Below are 18,058 nucleotides of genomic sequence, written 5' to 3' on the forward strand. Positions count from 1 at the left end.
CCTCGAATCGTTTCCGTACCCCCACCATAGGTGAAACATTAATCTATGATATATTAATGAGGAGTAATTCTTTGTTACCTCAAATTATTTTATTTACAACAGTCAAATTTGCGACACTAGGAGGCTGGCTCGATGAAGATAAACATATTTGTTGTTGAAGATGATGATGCTTTGTTTGCTGCGTTGAAGAAAGGTCTAGAGGCTTGGTCGTTCCGGGTCACGAGACCAGATGATTTTGAAGGTGTGATGCGTTCATTTCTTGAACAACAGCCTCAGCTCGTCATCATGGATGTCATACTCCCGAAATTTGACGGTTTTCATTGGTGTCGCGAGATTCGCGCTGTATCCAAAGTACCCATTGTTTTCCTTTCCTCCCGCGATCACCCATTGGATATGGTCATGGCACTGAACATGGGGGCGGACGACTTCATCCAGAAGCCGTTTCATACAGACGTGCTTTATGCCAAAATTCAAGCCGTTCTCCGGAGGACATATGCTTATGGCGAAGAGCAATCGAATATTCTTGAATGGAACGGCGCCTTGATTGATTTGAATCGAGGTGTAATTCGAAACGCTGGGAAAGAAGTGGATTTAACAAAAAACGAATTTTTTATACTGATCACGCTCGTGAGATCGAACAATGTCATTATCTCGCGCCATGACTTGATACGAAAGCTGTGGGAGGACGAGCAGTTCGTGAACGACAATACCCTCACGGCGAATATAACCCGTTTGCGGCATAAGCTGGAGACGATCGATTTGGCAGACACTATTGTGACAAAAAAAGGGCTGGGTTATATGGCCATCACTTTATAGAGATTATAAACATGTACTGATAGGAGGAACCGTGCCGTGTTTATCCGTTACGTTGATGCAAGGAAAAGTTGGATTTTACTATTTGTCGGCTTACTCGGCTTAGCTAATGCTCTGATCCTGCTTGATCAAGGCATCCAGGTCACATCTACTTCTCTCTTTTATTTTAACGCCTCATTTATTCTGTCCTTTCTCTTGTTTTTTATATGGCGCTTCAAGAGAGAAACAAAATATGCCACCGCGTTGGCTGCTCTGCAGGAAGACATGGCCTTAGATTGGATCGAGACTCTTCCTGAGCCTGGGGACGGTCTAGATAAGATAACCAATGACATCTTACAGGAGGCCTCCCTTCAGTTCAAACGAAAGCTTTCTGACTATAAAGAAACTCAACTGATCGAGAATGAATTCACGGCCTCATGGATCCATGAGGTGAAGACTCCTCTCACCGCCATGAAGCTAATCCTGGACGCCCGGCCAAGTGATCCAGAAATACGTAAAATTGAAGCGGAATGGTTGCGGGTGTATTTGTTGGTCGACCGTCAGCTGCATATGACACGTCTGCCCGCGATCGAATCAGACTATGTTCTTGAATTGGCCTCCATACAGCGCCTTGCCGCGGAAGAAGTACGGGAGCTGGCGCCATGGTGTATGGAAAAAAATCTGGCGGTCAGTATCGAAGGAACGGATGTAAAGGCCATTACAGACCGAAAATGGTGCCGCTTCATCCTTCGGCAATTGTTGACGAATGCCGTGAAATATAATCCTGCGAATACGGCACTTATGATCGTGACGGATGTAACGGAGACAGGCCAAGTCTTTTTGGATGTCATCGATGAAGGACCGGGAATACAGCCGCACGAATTGCCGCGTATCTTTGACAAAGGCTTCACGGGCGAAAACGGCAGGATTCAAAATGCTGCGACCGGACTTGGGCTCTATCTTGCAAAAACCGTTGCAGATAAATTAGAAATTACCCTCAAAGCGCAACCCGGTCAAACGAAAGGTACGGTGATGCGAATGATTTTTGTCAATCCCAACGCATTCGAAGCTGTCCGAAGAGGGGCGGGCGAGTAATATCCAGCTATGAAGCAGTCAGGATTGCTCCTGGCTGTTTTTGGTGTGGAATAGTGAACGTGACAATATTGTCACGTTGTCTTGCCAGATTGTCATGCAAAACGTACGACAAGCGGAAAATCCAACCGTATAATAAAGCTATTATCAAGCAACAATTATGATTTGGAGGTACGTTATGGATCAGTTGAATGTAGGAGAAACCGTTTTACAAGCACGAAATGTCCACAAAACATTTGGTACCAAAGGAAATGCACAGCATGTATTAAAAGGAATAGATTTACGCGTAACCCGCAGTGAATTTGTCGGCATTATGGGCCCTTCCGGCTCAGGCAAGACGACATTGCTTAACGTCTTAGCCACGATTGATCATACTACGGACGGAACGGTTTTAATCGACGACGCAGATATATCCAAGCTGAGTAATACCGCGCTTTCCGCCTTTCGGCGCAACAAGCTGGGATTCATCTTCCAGGATTACAATCTACTGGACACGTTGACAGTGAAGGAAAATATACTGCTGCCCATCTCCCTTAGCAAAATGAGCAAGCGGAAAGCGGAAAGCGAGTTCACAGCCATCGCCGATGTGTTTGACATTAAAGCACTGTCGCACAAATATCCGCATGAAATATCAGGAGGCCAGAAACAACGGACAGCTGCCGGGCGCGCTCTGATCCACCAGCCTTCGATCGTGTTTGCGGACGAACCGACCGGTGCACTGGATTCCAAATCCGCTTCCTCGTTACTGGACGTGATGGAGAAGGTGAATCAGCAGCGAGGCGTCACCGTTGTCATGGTGACACATGATCCGGTAGCCTCCAGCTATTGCAGCCGTGTTGTGTTTTTAAGAGACGGGAAGATTTATTCCGAGCTGTACCGCGGCGATAAAACAAGACATGCCTTCTTTAATGAAATTATGGACGTGCAAGCTGTACTGGGGGGTGACCATGTTGACGGTTTTTGAATTAGCGCTTCGCAGCATGCGGCAAAATGTGAAGCATTATTATTTGTACTTCTTTGCGCTGATCTTTAGTATGAGCCTATATTTTGTCTTCACCTCACTACAGCACGATCAGGCTGTTCTGAATATGACACATCCGAGCGTTGACTTCACTGCCGGGTTTCAAATTGCGGGAGTCATGCTGATTGTGATCGTTGGGATCTTTACCGTCTCGGCCAACGGCATTTTCCTGCGTCGGCGCAGTCGAGAAATCGGACTATACCAGCTGGTTGGTCTTTCCAAAGGCTGGGTAGCCCGATATCTAATGATCGAGAATATACTGCTTGGCTTAGGTGCACTACTTGCTGCGATCATTTGCGGCGCGTTGATTTCAAGGCTGTTCGTCCTGATTTTGTTGAATCTGCTCGGCTTAGAAGGGATTGTCGGCATCAGCTTCTCCGTACCAGCGGCTTTTAAAACGTCGATGGTCTATCTTCTCATCATCGTCATCACTTCCATTCAGATGATGCTGAAGGTTTATCGCAGCACCCTTCTGAATCTGTTTCAAGCTGACAAGCAGCCTGACCTCACTAAGCCGCCCAAAGCGGTGGCATCTGCTATTTTCGCCCTGCTCGGTCTGGCGCTGATTGGATACGGCTATGAATTATCGGGTCATATCAATGAACAGTTATTCCTCAACGCACCATTGGTACTCGGATCCATCGTTGCAGGGACTTACTTATTGTTTCGCGTTACGATCAGACGGTGCTTTTACCGGTTCCGCAAACGTAAAGATGGACACCTAGGCTTAACAAACAGCCTGTCGATGGCTCCGCTGATGCACCATACGAAAGCAAATGCCAACTCACTTACCTTGATTACGGTGTTGTCGGCCATGGCCATCACGCTGATTTCCATGGCTTACTCCTTCTACTACTCCGTAGAGCAAGAGACCCGCCACGATTTCCCTGATGATTTTATGTTTGAAAACGAGCCGCAGGAGGCGCTGTCGTTCAAGATGGAGCTGGAGAAGGAAGGCATCGATGTTAATCACCACGTCGTTCAAGCGGTTCTGACGATGGGCATCATCCTTGATCCGAATGACGAATCCCGTAAGGTTGAAGAAAGTTTGTTATGGCTTCCGGCCGAACAGCTTAAACAAACAGGCGCAGACCTCAACGTGCCGCCAGATGGCGAAGCCATTTTGTACAATGCTGGGGCCTCACTTGCCGGGGACTTAGATGAGCAGTCGAAGCGATATCCAACCGAAATAGTGCTGGAGCAGCATGGACAGACTGTTATGTATACATTGAGGACAGTGATGGAAAGGAACATCATGAATTTAAATGCTCCCGGCAGTCAGCTGCTAGTGTCAGAAGCGACGATGGACAAAATCGCAGTACAAATGGCCGATACGCCCGGTTATAAAATAATTCGCTTTGATACGTTTCAAGTTCCGGACAAGGAAGAGCTCGCCATAGCTTCCTCTCTATACGCAAAATCCGTCAGTGACGAACTATTATATTATTTCTATGCGCAGTACAAAGAAGTGCTGCAGACGACAGGCTTGCTCATTTTCATCGCAGCTTTCCTTGGACTTGTCTTTTTGATCTCAACCGGCAGCATCTTGTACTTCAAGCAAATGACCGAAGCCGAGCAGGAAAAGCAAAGCTTTAAGACGTTGCGTCAGCTCGGATTTGACGTGGATATGATCATGAAAGGCATTATACGAAAGCAGGCCATCGTGTTCCTTCTCCCTCTATCGATCGGTATGCTGCATTCGATCTTTGCTATCAAGGCGGCTTCATTTATGATCCGGTCGGATACCATGTTTCCGGCATCCATCGTCATGGCGATTTACACGGTTATCTATTTTGTATTCGCTCTGTTTACCATAGGCTACTACCGCAACATTGTAAAAAACGCTATGTCATAACCATCACTTAAAGGGGGATAAGCTATATGGGGTACCGCCAACATTTCGGACATTTTGTACGCTAAGCATATTTCCAACCTAAAAAAATCGATTCCTTATCGTACAGGGAATCGATTTTTTGTTTTACAATCGCGCTCGTTGAATAGAGCTTCCTTAACGTTGTTAAAAACGAGGTTAGCGTCCGTGGAATATGCTTAACGTTGTAAATCCGCATTTATCTGATGCTACCCCTTATCGAGGTATTAAGAGTGAAGCGAGATGCCATAGGATGTTAGGTAGAGGTCTTTGCTGCCTTACGACTTATGAGCAGACCTTTAGGCAACCCCAAAAGCGCTATTTATTCATTATCTTTGTATAACTAATCTTAAAATATTTTCCAATACAATTATAAAAGTCATCAGTAATTTTTCCTGTTCACTTCCATCCAACAAAAATTGCAAGAGTTGCCAAAAACGCTAACACAATTGCAGGCAATGAAAAAGTGCTAAAGTCGTCACCACCATTTATTTCACTTTCAATTGTTTTAATTACATTAGGATCTGTATTTTCTAAAAACCTTTTTACTTGGGATATTTCCCAAGCACTAAACTTTCCTTGAACAATTTCTTCGTTAAATTTAAAATCACCATCTTCCACAGTTATAGCTTGCGATAACAACTGTTTTTTTTAGTAACGATGGAATTAAAAGGAAAATAGATATACTTTTATATTTGTACTTGGTGTCGTGGTCAAATTGATTGATGCGCTCAATTACATATTCACTTTTTTTCTTTATAAATTTTAAGGATTTTGTCTGCCATGAATTTATCCCTTAGCTCATGTTGTCAATGAGAGTTTAATAACTGTTTCTTAAGGAACACTTCACACGTTTTTAAACACCAACACCTTGTATCATTAATCACTAGATCAGGCTCAGGAATAATCCCTCTTTTGATGTACATGCTTAATTTTCCAGCAGAACAATTCAATCCATTTTCATTTAAAAAAGAGACAAAACGGCTTTGATTGAAGTATTGAAGCAAAAAAGTCCGAACCATGATTCAAAAAATTGAATCAGTTCGGACTTTTTTCACACGTTAAGAAGTATAAAATTTTTTATCAAACCCGACCATATTCATGTTCCTTCGGGTGTTGACATACGTCTGATAAACGTATGATCTACTTGATTTACATCATTAATACCCATTAGTTGCAACGTTTTGGTAAGGTCATTCGTGATATTTTCTAGTACGTTTTCCACTCCTGACTGCCCAGAAATGGCCAATCCATATACAAAAGGTCTCCCTAAAAGAACAGCATCTGCTCCTAATGCTAATGCCGTAACAATGTCTGGGCCTGAGCGTATACCGCTATCCAACAGAATCGTTAGTTGATCTTGAACTCTAGCTTTGATTAAAGGTAAAGCATCGATCGAAGCAATACAACGATCTAATTGACGTCCACCATGATTGGAAACGACAATTCCATCAATACCTAATTCCACTGCCTTCTCCGTATCATCTGGATGCAGTACACCCTTAATATAAATAGGAAGGGACGTTGCCTTGCGCAGTTGTTGTATATGTTGCCAATTTAAATCTGGCTTAAAAAATACTTTTTGCATTTCTGCCAGCACATCTTCTTGTGAATAACCTCTTAGATATGATTGAAAAATAGGATCATTTGTATAATTACTCATGCCTTTACCTAAACGAAAGGGAGAATATTTATTTGTTAAGTCTTTTTCACGATGTCCCAGTGTTGCCATGTCAATAGTTACCACAATCGCTTTATACCCAGCTTTTTCAGCACGTTGAACAAAGCTTTTAGCAAGTGCCTCATCATTAGGATAGTATAACTGAAACCACCGCTCTGCGTCAGGACATGCTTCGGCTATGTCTTCGAGCGAATAGGACGATACCGTACTTGCCATAAATGGCATTCCAAACTTGTGGGCAGCACTTACACTTGCCTTTTCACCATTTACATTAGCTAAAGCTTGCATGCCGACTGGAGCTAATAAAATAGGTGATTGGATCGTTTCACCGTGAATCTTTTTATCTAAAGAAACAGTAGAAACATCTGCTCCAAATCGTGGGACTAATTGCCACTTTTCAAAAGACGTTTCATTCGTTCGTAACGTTTCTTCTCTACCGCCACCACTTTGAATATAGCCAAAAACCTTTGGTTCCAGTCGATCTTGGGCTTGCTGTTCTAAATCTTGAAACCTTATAGGAAATGATGCTGTCATAAATTTCTCCTTAATCTTTCTTCAATCTAGCTGATACACGGTTACCGAATGTTTGTACACCTTGTACCAAAATAATTAAGATAATGACCGTTACATACATGATATCAGTCTGATAGCGTAAATGACCATATCGATAAGCTAAATCACCAAGACCACCAGCACCGACTAAGCCTGCCATTGCTGTTGCACCTATAAGACCAATTGTCGCAATCGTTAAACCTAATATAATCGATGAGCGTGCTTCTCCAATCAGAACATGCCAAATAATATGGCGTGTTTTAATCCCCATTGCTTCATAAGCTTCAATCACACCGCGATCAACCTCTAATAAACTCGACTCCATGAGACGAGCTATATAAGGTGCAGTAAACACAACTAATGGCACAATTACACCTCGGACACCAATTGTTGTACCAGCTACTAGGTCCGTGAACGGTAATATAAAGAATAATAGAATAATAAATGGAATGGAACGCAATATATTGATGACCGTATTTAAAATTTGATAAATAATCTTATTTTCAAGTGCTTTACCTGGCCCTGTTAATGTTAACAACACACCTAACGGTAGACCAATAAGAATCGCAAGTGTTAACGAAACACCTACCATGATCATCGTATCAATAAAAGACATCCAAATTTCGGCTCCCCAGTTGTCCATAAAATCCGTAATACTAGTTACCATGGGTTGGATCCTCCTTTGTGTATGCCTCAACGATTACGCCACTTTCCTCTAAATAATGGATCGCCTTTTGTGCTTCACTCTCACTTCCGTCTAAGTGAACGATTAAACGTCCAAATGGTCGCTCTTTTAAATCGGTAATATTTCCACCTAATATAGACGGGAATACATCATATTTTTTCGTAACCATCGCAAGTGCCGGATCACCAGCAGATTCACCAATAAACGATAAAGAAACTAGCTTGCCATTGGTTTTTAATTTCCTGAAAAGGTCACCTGGAATATCATCATTAAATAACGAATGAATAAAACGTTTAGCTGTTTCGGTTTGCGGTTTAGAGAAGACATCAATCACAGATCCTTGCTCAATCACTTCACCTTGTTCCATCACAGCTACTTCATGACAAATCTTCTGTACAACATTCATTTCATGTGTAATCAATAAAATCGTGATACCTAATTCTTTATTAATTTTGCTCAATAGTTCTAAAATAGCTTCCGTCGTATCTGGGTCAAGTGCACTTGTTGCTTCATCACACAATAATACTTTTGGTTCATGAGCTAATGCACGTGCAATCGCCACGCGTTGTTTTTGCCCCCCAGATAGTTGGGCAGGATAAACCTTTAATTTATCCTGCAAACCGACTATTTGAATGTATTGTGCTACACGTTTGTCAATCTCCGCTTTTGGTACGCCAGTTAACTTTAAAGGCAAGGCAATATTATCATAGACTGTACCTGTTTTAAGAAGATTAAATGATTGAAAAATCATTCCCATTTGTTGTCTTACATCATTTAATTGGCTGCCGCTTAACTTGATCAAATCTTTTCCTTCAAATAGAACTTGGCCAGAAGTTGGCTTTTCTAATAAATTAGCCATTCTAACTAAAGTACTCTTGCCAGCTCCACTATACCCTATTACACCGAAAATGGATCCTTCTTTCACTTGTAATGAAACGTCATGAAGGGCTTTTACTTCTCTTTTCTTATCTTGAAAAACTTTCGTTAGGTTTTTAAATTCTATCATGCTGCATATGCCCCTCTCTTACCAAGAAGTAATAACTGAATCTGCAAAATTCTCCTCGATAAATTGTTTTACCTCCTCAGAACGGTAAATATCAATCAATTGTTGAATATTTTCATCTTCTACATTCTCTTCTCTTGTCGCTAGAACGTTTACCCATGGAGACTCTTTTGGTTCCATGTGAAGCGAATCTTCTGTCGGAACTCGGCCACTTTCAAGTGCATAGTTTGTATTAATCGCTGCAATTTGTACTTCTCCTAATTGTCTAGGTATTTGAGATGCTTCTAGTAGTACAAATTCTAAGTTTAATGGGTTTTCTTGTATGTCTTTAACCGTTACATCTACTCCAGCATCTTCTGGTAATGTAATTAAACCAGCTTCCTCAAATAACATTAATGCACGAGGCTCACCTGAAGAGTGGTTTGGCAACCCAACCTTGTCACCTTCTTGCAACTCATCCAAGCTAGAATATTGATCAGAATAAATCCCCATTGGGAAGTTTACCGTATCTGCTACTTTAACTAAATCTAATTCACCTTCATCACGAGCATTGTTCATAAACGGTTCATGTTGAAAAATGTTCGCATCTAATTCACCTTCATCTAATGCTGTGTTAGGCATTACATAATCGTTAAACACATGAACCTCAATGTCTAATCCTTCTTCTGCTGCTAATTCTTTTACATGATTCACAATATCCTCATGTGGTCCTGCAGTCACACCGACATCTAATTTTCCATTACTATCCGCATTGTTATTTCCACAAGCTGCTAAAATAAGAATGATTGCTACACTAATTAATCCAACAAGTTTCTTCATGTTGTTATCCCCCTACTATTCTATTATAAAATACCATTAAAAAAATCCCTATCTTCACCGAGAGATAGAGAATTCTACTTTAATCAATAGTTCTTCTCTTATCTCCCAAACAGCTAAACTGTTTGCTGGAATTAGCACCTTTCTATAAAAAAATAGATGGTTGCCGGGTTTCGCAGGGCCAGTCCCTCCACCACTCTCGATAAGCATGATTTAATTTTTTATGATAATAAGTATAGCGTAAACAAGAACTTAAGTCAATCATTAACAGAAAATTCAGTTTAAATTGACACTTATTCATTCAGGTGGCATACTTTTTACCATATAAAAATCATCGAGGTGAACATATGGATACTTTACATATCAAAGGAGCCCCTAACTATTATCAATGCCGAAACGGTCTATTAAACGATCTATTTGATTTGTTACAAGAACACGACTTCAACCAACTACTTGTTATTCATGGGGATCAATCATGGGAAAAAGTAAAAACTTACTTTACTGACCCTGCACTACCTTGCCAATTTGTTGCCTATCAAGGACAATGTTCACATAATGAAGTAAAACGCATTGCTGAGTTAACTCAAGCAGAGACAACTGCTGTGATCGGTATAGGTGGTGGAAAAATATTAGACATTGCCAAAGCATGTGGGGATCAATTAAAATTACCAACTATTTTAGCACCTACATTAGCATCTAATTGCGCACCATGGACACCATTATCCGTTTTTTATGATCAACAAGGGAATTTTCAAGAATATATTATCTTCAATCAAAGTACTTATATGTTATTAGTAGATCCTGAGGTGATTTTGGATGCACCAAGAGCCTATTTCCGTGCTGGAATTGGTGATACGATTGCTAAGTGGTATGAAGCGGATGTCTTAACACGTGAGCTACCGCAGAAACCTGTTTCATTAGATATCGCACTACATGCAGCAAGACTATGTCGAGACGTGCTTATCGAAGAAGGAGAAGAAGCATTGGCAGCCATTGATAACCAATCATATAGCCATTCCTTTTTGCGCTCGGTTGAAACGATCATCATGACTGGTGGAATGGTAGGTGGCTTTGGTGATCATTATGGTCGTGTATCTGGTGCTCACTCGATTCATAACGGACTAACACACCTTGCTGAAACGCATGATACATTGCATGGAGACAAAGTAGCTTATGGTGTCTTGGTTCAATTAGCGATTGAAAAAAGGCTAGATGAAGTCGAAAAGCTATTACCTTTCTATAAACGCATGCAACTACCAACTAGTTTACACGATATAGGCGTAGAGGATATCACAGAGGAAAAAGTGGACTTATTAAGCAAAGGTGCTACGAAACCGAAAGAATCTATCCATTTTATGAATGTATCTGATCCTAAAGTTGTTCGAGACGCTGTATTTCAGTTGGAAGCATTCATTCTTGATATAAAATAAGATTTACTAATAGAAATCTAGATGGAGATGAAGATATGCTAGAATTCGAATATTCGAATACATTAAAAAGATTACCAGAACAATTTTTTGCGAAGTTAGTAAAAACAACACAAGCTCTGAAAAAGGAAGGTCATGATGTTATAAATCTTGGCCAGGGAAATCCCGATTTACCAACACCAAACTTTATTGTGGAAGCATTACAAGAGGCAAGTCAACATGAAGCCTTTCATAAATACTCTCCGTTTCAAGGCTATCCTTTTTTAAAAGAAGCTGTGGCTAACTTCTATAAAAGTGAGTATGAGGTAGACGTTGATCCAAAGACAGAAGTTGCAATTTTGTTCGGATCAAAAACAGGGCTAGTTGAGATTAGTCAATGCCTATTAAACCCTCAAGAAAAGGTGCTAGTCCCTGACCCTGGCTATCCGGATTATATGTCAGGTATTGCACTAGCAGATGCTGAACCTATACATATGCCATTAAAAAAGGAAAATCAATTTTTGCCTGATTATCAGAATATTTCTGATGAAGACTTAGCAGAAGCAAAATTAATGTTTTTAAATTACCCAAACAACCCAACCGCTGCTACTGCAACTAAAGATTTCTTTGACCAAACTATTGAAGTGGCACAAGAAAACCATATTTGTGTCGTTCATGATTTTGCTTATGGAGCAATTGGATTTGAAAATGAAAAACCTCAAAGCTTCTTGCAATCAGAAGGAGCAAAAGACGTTGGTATCGAGATGTATACATTATCCAAATCATTTAATATGGCTGGATGGCGAGTAGCATTTGCTGTCGGGAATCCATCTGTTATTAAAGCACTCGAATTAATTCAAGACCACTATTATGTCAGTATTTTTGGTGCTATTCAATCCGCTGCGAAAACTGCGCTTGATCAAGGTCATGACGCGATAGTTGAATTAAACAATACCTATCAGGAAAGAAGAGATGCCTTCCTACAACAAGCAGAGAAAATCGGTTGGCATGGTGGTACTGCGAATGGTTCTTTCTTTGTCTGGATGCCAACTCCAACAGGATATACCTCAGAATCATTTGCCAATCTTCTATTAGAGAAAGCACATGTAGTTGTTGCTCCTGGCAATGGGTTTGGAACATCAGGTGAAGGATATGTCCGCATTGGCTTATTAGATGAACCTGAGCGCTTGCGTGAAGCATGCGATCGGATTGAGAAGCTATCCTTATTTTAACCTGTCTTACAAAGAGAAAAGAACTAAGTATCCCCCGATAGGCATACTTAGTTCTCTTGTTTATATAATATTCTTCTCAATATACCTATTGTAAAACCAAAAATAAGAATGATAATAAACAGGTAATTGATTGATATTTCTTTTCTAAATAAAACAATAAAAGTTACCGAAACAACTATTACAAATAGCAACAAGAACCAGTCAAGCTTATCAAATTTCATAAACCATTTCCCCACCCAACTTCATATTACACACATATTTTTTAAGATGATTAATCGATATATTGTATTAAAATGTACCAGCATTAAGCCTGTGTTGTCTTCTTTACTTAACTAATGACGAACATTTACCATCAACAAAGGCGATCCAGCTTATGGCTGGTTTCAAAGCTCATAGCCGTTTGACAGACAGCCTACCACGAACGTCGGAGAGATTTGGGTGTATACACGTAGTGCAAGAACGGGAGAAATACAAGATTTAGTACAACTTAGAGTTTACTTCTAGGTTATTTCGTAAATCTCATTAAAAACTTATTATACATGAAGGCTATAACTTTTTGACAAAAACCAACTAATTATAACTATAGATTACTCATTAAATACTGTAATCCTTCCGTCAATGGTCTCATGAATTACCTCTGATTTTTCAGCATACTCAATCAACACTTCCGCATCTGTTCGAGCATTTGTCTCATCAACAACTAACATACTTTGACTAAACATAGTAAACCCGTCTCCACCATTAAATAGATAATTGGGCATTGCTACTGTATAGTCTTTTTGTAAGTCAAGCGGTTCCTTATTTACCAAAATATTATCTACTCTTGATCCTTCTGGGTTATTTCGTTGATAGGAGTATTTCAAACCTGAAACTTGTAAGAAACCACCGCCAAGATTTTCTACGTTAGATACGCCGTTTTCTAAAGCAGCTCGAATAGTATCTCCTGGAACAGTAGCCAGGATCACTTTATTCCGAAACGGCAGGATTGAATAGGCATCACGCAATGTGAACTCACCTGCTGGTACACTCGTACGAATACCGCCACCGTTCATAAAGCCAATATCCGCATTAAAATAAGAACGATAACTATCAGCAACGAAATTACCAATATTCGTTTCTTGATATCTTGACTCTTGGTTAATGAGTGGTGTTTCTAATTGGGCAATGGATTGTCCTAAATCCCCCTCCAACTTGTCCTCGTAGTAATCTGCAAACTCCTTTAATTCTGGATCCTCCGGCACGGTGTGATCGACTTCTATGATTTCTGGAATCAATTGAATATCCTTACCTTTTTTATGAATATCCAATCGAATCATCGAACCTATATTACCTGCTGGAGCAAAAATATAACGATTATCATATTCATACACAAAAGATTGGTATTCCGCCTTTTCTTCTGTAAAAACGGCATCAATTTCAGGAACAGCTGATAATAATTGTTTGTCTTTCGCTAAGTTTTCCTGTGTTAAAGCAATAATAACATCCACTTTTTTTGTTTCCTTCATTTGTGCAACTGCATTTTGGGCTGACTGAATGATATCCTGCTGTTCAACTTGATCATCAGCTGTTGTCGTATTCATGTTATCCGTAAGTCCAATGACTCCCATTTTAATGCCACGTTCATTAAAAATTTTATAGGTTGAAACACCGGCAAAAGGGCTTCCTTCTGCATCTGTTAAATTAGAAGAAATCCAAGGAAAATCTGATTCCTCAACTAACTCTTTTGTAACATGAGAACCGAAGTCAAAATCATGCTGTCCAAAATTAGCAAGATCAATATCAATTCGATTAAAAGCTTCTACAACGGGAAATCCTTGATATACTCCACCGAATAGTGTTCCTCCTCCTAAGTCACCACCAAAGGCTACAAGTGTATGCTTATTCTCCTCCCGAACATGGTCAATAGCTGTTTTAAGCTTCGCCACTCCACCTCGATCCCCGTCCTCGTTTTCGTTTACAACCGGGCCCACTTCATGAGCATCATTAAAATACAGAATGGTCGCTTTTCTAGAGCTATTCTTTGCTTCAACATCATCTGTCAAAAAGGCACTTACAGTTAAAACAAATAATAACAGCACTATCAAAAGTCTTTTCATAAATATAAATCTCCCCTCTCTATCATTTCTCAATAAAAATTCTAGCAAATGAATGTTAAATAATAGTAAGATTCTTGTGAATTTTCGTCATACTAAAGAATCAAATTTCTTTTAAATACTCGATTATTCACAGGGGTTGAAGGCGTTTTCGAAAAAAATCGACAGATACCATACCTGTCGATTTTTTTAAATTATTCATCGATTTTATAAAACACCCACATTTGTGCTGGTCCATCAGCGATATCTTCCCATGTCCCCATGTTTGCACCACTGTCAATACTAGCCCCAGCTACATCTAATGCATTTCCGTTCGCCATATTTATCAGCTTGTAATAACTATCATTATACTTTTTAAATTCCCACTTTTGAGAAGCAGTACCATCCCAAGCCTGCACATTGACATTTGCCCATGCTTCAGTCGGATCACCATCTAAAGATAAAAATTTTCCACTCTCAATATTTTTCAGTTTATAACTACCATCATTCAACTCAATAAACTCCCAGGTTTGAGATTCGTCGCCATTTGAATTATCCCAAGTAAGGACATTTTTACCTTCTTGTGACACATCTAGTGCTTTACCACCATTAGGATTAATCAGTTTATATTTAAAACCAGATTTAACAGTGAACTCTACTTCGCCTGATATTTCTATATAGTCTAGTTCAACAGCATGTTTATCTTTCATAAATTTAATTGTGTTGTTAAATCCTTTATTAAGTTCAACTTGAATGGATGCGCTTTCAAAATTTCCCTTACCTGTATACGGATATTTTAGAGTTGATACTTTGCCATTTACAGTTACGAAACTTGAAGCATCTGGTCTAGCATAATTAGAATAATTAATAGTTAAAGTATAGACTCCTGCTTCTGGTACATTAACATCTTCAAAAAGTAGAGAACTGTTTTTATTATTTATTGTAACAGTCTGCTGTTCTGAGTTATATTTGTTATTCTTTATTCTCACTTTGTTTGGTATAGCGTGTTCAGCTTCTATTCGATAATCACTAGATGGAGTGTCCATCGGCCCATTAGTTGGTACACCGAAATCCGGAGCTCCATCACCATTCCAAGTAAACTTTTGTAATCTGGTTGGACGAGGTCCGCATCCTAGGTCAGGGCCGCTATTTCCGTGGTAAACAATCCAATCTTCAGTACCGTCTTTCGATTTAACAAAAGAATTGTGACCTGGACCATAAACACCGTTTTCAATGGATTTACTAAATAGTGGTTCTGTCGATTTTGACCATGAATTTGGATCAAGTAAGTTACTATTTTCAGAAGCTGTCAGCATACCGATTGCATAATCATCTTCCCAACAAGCACTTCCAGAGTATACAAGAAATATTTTTTCGTTTCGCTTTAGGATAACTGCACCTTCATTAACGTGCATTCCTTTCTTTTCCCAATCATATTCTGGATAAGTTAAGATGACGTTCTCTCCACTTAACGTCCATGGGTTAGACATTGGTGCAATAGCAATAGAACTGCCATGTTCACCAGACCAATCACCATATGCCGCATACATAAAATATAGCTCATCTTTATGCTCAAAAACGGAACCGTCTAACCCCGCATATTGAGTGTTAACTTTTCCTTTTTCAACCCATTCTCCTTCTAAAGGGTCAGAAGCAGAATTTTCAAGAACATATACCCCTCTACAATCGTCTCCACAACCTGTATTTGCTGTGTAGTAGATATACCATTTTCCATCAATATGGTGAATTTCAGGCGCCCAAATATCGTTTAAATCTGTTGGTTTCTCCCAAATTGTTTTTCTCTCACCAAGGTCTATTCCAGTTAGAGTCCTTGATTTCCATATATCTATGCGGTTACCTAATGTACGGGTAAAATAATAATATCCATCCGTGTGCAACATAACATATGGATCAGCACCTGCTGTATTAATTGGATTTGAAAATGTATAGGTAGATGAAGCTATAGAGTTTGACTCGGAAGTACTCTCAGCATTGTATGTGGAAGTAAATAAAATTGAAATAAAAAGAAATAGTAACGATATCTTAATAGTTTCCCCTTTAATAGTAATCACGTTCCTTTCTAAAAAATAAATTGTAAGCAACGATAGATGAAGCTTTAGCTTATTCGTGGCCTCAAGATTATATTGCCAGCATTTAAAAACAAAAATTTACACTTCATCAAATTTATAAGACAACTAAACTATTTATTCATATTGACACCTCCTTTTATCAACTTAATTACAAATAAATTGTAATAAATCAATTTATTTGTAATTAAATATAAGAATACACTTATATAAAATGAAATTCAATAGCTGGTGGAATATTATTGTTAAGTATCCATTTTTGAACTATCACCCATGAAAAGTAATGTTGCTGCTTCGAGAAGAAACGTATCATCACATAATTGAAGCCATTGTAGAAGTCCAAAAAAGATATGATTTCCCTAAATTATGACGGGAATCATATCTTCTTTTAATTATTATTACTAAATTAACAACGAAAGTCTCCATCGCCACTTGTCCCATCATCTGCTACCACTTCTGCTGATGAACTGTTGATGATTTCTGGTATGATTTGCTCTTTTTGTTTAAGTTATCCCAACTCGTAACTTTTTCTTCATCCTCATTCTTCACAATCAAGTATTTCAGCTACTAATTTTTAATATAGGTTTAATTGCTTTTCCACTTTTTGAATCTTCGAATGCTTGGTTGATATCATGGAACTCGTAAAATTCCACTAATTTATCAAACGGGAATAATCCTTCCTTATAGTACTCCAATAGCTTAGGTATAAACACCTGAGGTACCGAATCTCCTTCAACAACCCCGACCATTGTTTTTCCTTCAGCCATAATTTCTTCATGGACATGAATGTTCACTTCCGGAGTTGCTCCTACGACTGCAAGTGCCCCAAGCGGTCGAAGCGCTTGAAGACCTTGATGGACAACTGACGGTACACCTGTTGTTTCTACACCGTAATGGGCTCCCCCATTTGTTATCTCCTTGATCTGCTCCACTACCTTTCCATCTCTTCCATTAATAACGTGTGTAGCCCCCAGTTCCCTCGCAATATCTAACCGGCTGTCATGAAGGTCAACAGCAATAATATGTTTACAACCCGTTATTTTTGCCGCCATAATTGCACTTAAACCTACTGATCCTGCACCGCAAATAACGATAGCGGTTCCGAACTCCGGCCTTAGGCGGTTCAGTACTGTTCCGCTACCTGTCTGAATACCACAACCTAAAGGTCCTAATAAGGCGAGATCCACATCCTTGTCCACCTTCACTATATTTCTTTCATTTGCAACCGCGTAGGTACCAAAAGAGGACTGTCCGAAAAAGGTAGAAAGGTCATTTCCTTCCTTTTGTAAACGGTGTGTCTGATCTTCCATTCTCCCACCGAAATTCAGTGTATTAAAATCCGTACACACCGTCGGATGTCCAGTTAGACAGTTTTCACAGTGGCCACAGTGAGCAAACGATAAAACAACATGATCACCTGGCTGTAAAATTTTTACCCCGTCACCTGTTTTCTCCACTATTCCTGCTCCTTCGTGACCCAATACAACAGGATAGGGAGTCATTCCACCATCACGAGCAACAGCGTCTGTATGACAGACACCAGTAGCAACAATTTTCACTAAAACCTCGTTTGCCTTGGGTTCGGATAGCTCCACTTCTTCAATTGTAAAATCTTTTTCCTGGCTGTGTGTAACAGCTGCTTTTATCTTCAACTCTTTCAGCTCCTTCGATGATTGGTTACTATGCATGCTATAACCCCAGAAATATCTATGTCTCCGACTACTTTTTTATTGTTTTCCGTTGCAACAT

Annotated in this window: 14 protein-coding genes and 1 riboswitch; of the genes, 6 read left to right on the top strand and 8 right to left on the bottom strand. The window is 39.7% G+C overall.

Annotation, left to right across the window (positions count from 1 at the left end; genetic code table 11):
• Nucleotides 1-132: 132 nt before the first annotated feature.
• From BM121_RS07640 to BM121_RS07655, 4 genes are all read left to right on the top strand, one after another.
• Entirely contained in the window at nucleotides 133-816 is a 684-nt protein-coding gene (locus tag BM121_RS07640; protein WP_175495363.1) for a response regulator transcription factor, read from the top strand.
• Nucleotides 817-852: 36 nt separating this feature from the next.
• Entirely contained in the window at nucleotides 853-1,887 is a 1,035-nt protein-coding gene (locus BM121_RS07645) for a sensor histidine kinase (RefSeq protein WP_091482950.1), read from the top strand.
• 175 nt (nucleotides 1,888-2,062) lie between these two features.
• Nucleotides 2,063-2,848 (top strand): ABC transporter ATP-binding protein, encoded by a 786-nt coding sequence (locus tag BM121_RS07650; RefSeq protein ID WP_091482952.1) that lies wholly within the window; start codon nucleotides 2,063-2,065, stop codon nucleotides 2,846-2,848.
• On the top strand, nucleotides 2,832-4,760 hold the full coding sequence (locus BM121_RS07655; RefSeq protein WP_245780761.1) for an ABC transporter permease: 1,929 nt from the start codon (nucleotides 2,832-2,834) through the stop codon (nucleotides 4,758-4,760). The genes BM121_RS07650 and BM121_RS07655 overlap by 17 nt, the downstream gene beginning before the upstream one ends.
• A 414-nt stretch (nucleotides 4,761-5,174) precedes the next feature.
• Here the strand turns inward: BM121_RS07655 and BM121_RS07660 are convergent, their stop codons facing one another.
• The 5 genes from BM121_RS07660 to BM121_RS07680 all read right to left on the bottom strand — a co-directional run bounded on the left by BM121_RS07660 (nucleotide 5,175) and on the right by BM121_RS07680 (nucleotide 9,515).
• Entirely contained in the window at nucleotides 5,175-5,396 is a 222-nt protein-coding gene (locus BM121_RS07660; protein WP_091482954.1) for a hypothetical protein, read from the bottom strand.
• 478 nt (nucleotides 5,397-5,874) lie between these two features.
• Complete coding sequence (locus BM121_RS07665) at nucleotides 5,875-6,990, bottom strand: alpha-hydroxy-acid oxidizing protein (protein WP_091482956.1); 1,116 nt, start codon at nucleotides 6,988-6,990, stop codon at nucleotides 5,875-5,877.
• 10 nt (nucleotides 6,991-7,000) lie between these two features.
• Nucleotides 7,001-7,675, bottom strand: coding sequence for a methionine ABC transporter permease (locus BM121_RS07670; protein WP_091482958.1), 675 nt, complete (start codon nucleotides 7,673-7,675; stop codon nucleotides 7,001-7,003).
• Nucleotides 7,665-8,699 carry a methionine ABC transporter ATP-binding protein gene (locus tag BM121_RS07675; protein ID WP_091482961.1) on the bottom strand — a complete coding sequence of 345 codons (1,035 nt, stop codon included), beginning with the start codon at nucleotides 8,697-8,699 and terminating at the stop codon, nucleotides 7,665-7,667. Before BM121_RS07675 ends, BM121_RS07670 begins: the two co-directional genes overlap by 11 nt.
• A gap of 18 nt (nucleotides 8,700-8,717) precedes the next feature.
• The gene (locus tag BM121_RS07680) at nucleotides 8,718-9,515 is read right to left on the bottom strand and encodes a MetQ/NlpA family ABC transporter substrate-binding protein (RefSeq protein WP_091482963.1); all 798 of its coding nucleotides are present in this window, start codon (nucleotides 9,513-9,515) and stop codon (nucleotides 8,718-8,720) included.
• Nucleotides 9,516-9,610: 95 nt separating this feature from the next.
• Nucleotides 9,611-9,721, bottom strand: a riboswitch (SAM riboswitch).
• Nucleotides 9,722-9,859: 138 nt separating this feature from the next.
• On the opposite strand from BM121_RS07680, the gene BM121_RS07685 reads away from it, so the two are divergent.
• Both BM121_RS07685 and BM121_RS07690 read left to right on the top strand, forming a co-directional pair.
• Nucleotides 9,860-10,942, top strand: a complete 1,083-nt coding sequence (locus BM121_RS07685) for an iron-containing alcohol dehydrogenase family protein (protein WP_091482965.1) — start codon at nucleotides 9,860-9,862, stop codon at nucleotides 10,940-10,942.
• A gap of 35 nt (nucleotides 10,943-10,977) precedes the next feature.
• On the top strand, nucleotides 10,978-12,150 hold the full coding sequence (locus BM121_RS07690) for a pyridoxal phosphate-dependent aminotransferase (RefSeq protein WP_091482967.1): 1,173 nt from the start codon (nucleotides 10,978-10,980) through the stop codon (nucleotides 12,148-12,150).
• A 587-nt stretch (nucleotides 12,151-12,737) separates the two neighbouring features.
• Here the strand turns inward: BM121_RS07690 and BM121_RS07695 are convergent.
• From BM121_RS07695 to BM121_RS07705, 3 genes are all read right to left on the bottom strand, one after another.
• The gene (locus BM121_RS07695) at nucleotides 12,738-14,246 is read right to left on the bottom strand and encodes a bifunctional metallophosphatase/5'-nucleotidase (protein WP_091482969.1); all 1,509 of its coding nucleotides are present in this window, start codon (nucleotides 14,244-14,246) and stop codon (nucleotides 12,738-12,740) included.
• A 191-nt stretch (nucleotides 14,247-14,437) separates the two neighbouring features.
• Nucleotides 14,438-16,294 (bottom strand): family 43 glycosylhydrolase, encoded by a 1,857-nt coding sequence (locus tag BM121_RS22595; RefSeq protein WP_091482971.1) that lies wholly within the window; start codon nucleotides 16,292-16,294, stop codon nucleotides 14,438-14,440.
• Nucleotides 16,295-16,869: 575 nt separating this feature from the next.
• Nucleotides 16,870-17,961: an NAD(P)-dependent alcohol dehydrogenase gene (locus tag BM121_RS07705; RefSeq protein WP_091483172.1), complete on the bottom strand. Its 1,092-nt coding sequence runs from the start codon at nucleotides 17,959-17,961 to the stop codon at nucleotides 16,870-16,872.
• Nucleotides 17,962-18,058: the final 97 nt, after the last annotated feature.

The sequence above is a fragment of the Gracilibacillus orientalis genome (assembly GCF_900114645.1).
Classification (GTDB): domain Bacteria; phylum Bacillota; class Bacilli; order Bacillales; family Amphibacillaceae; genus Gracilibacillus; species Gracilibacillus orientalis.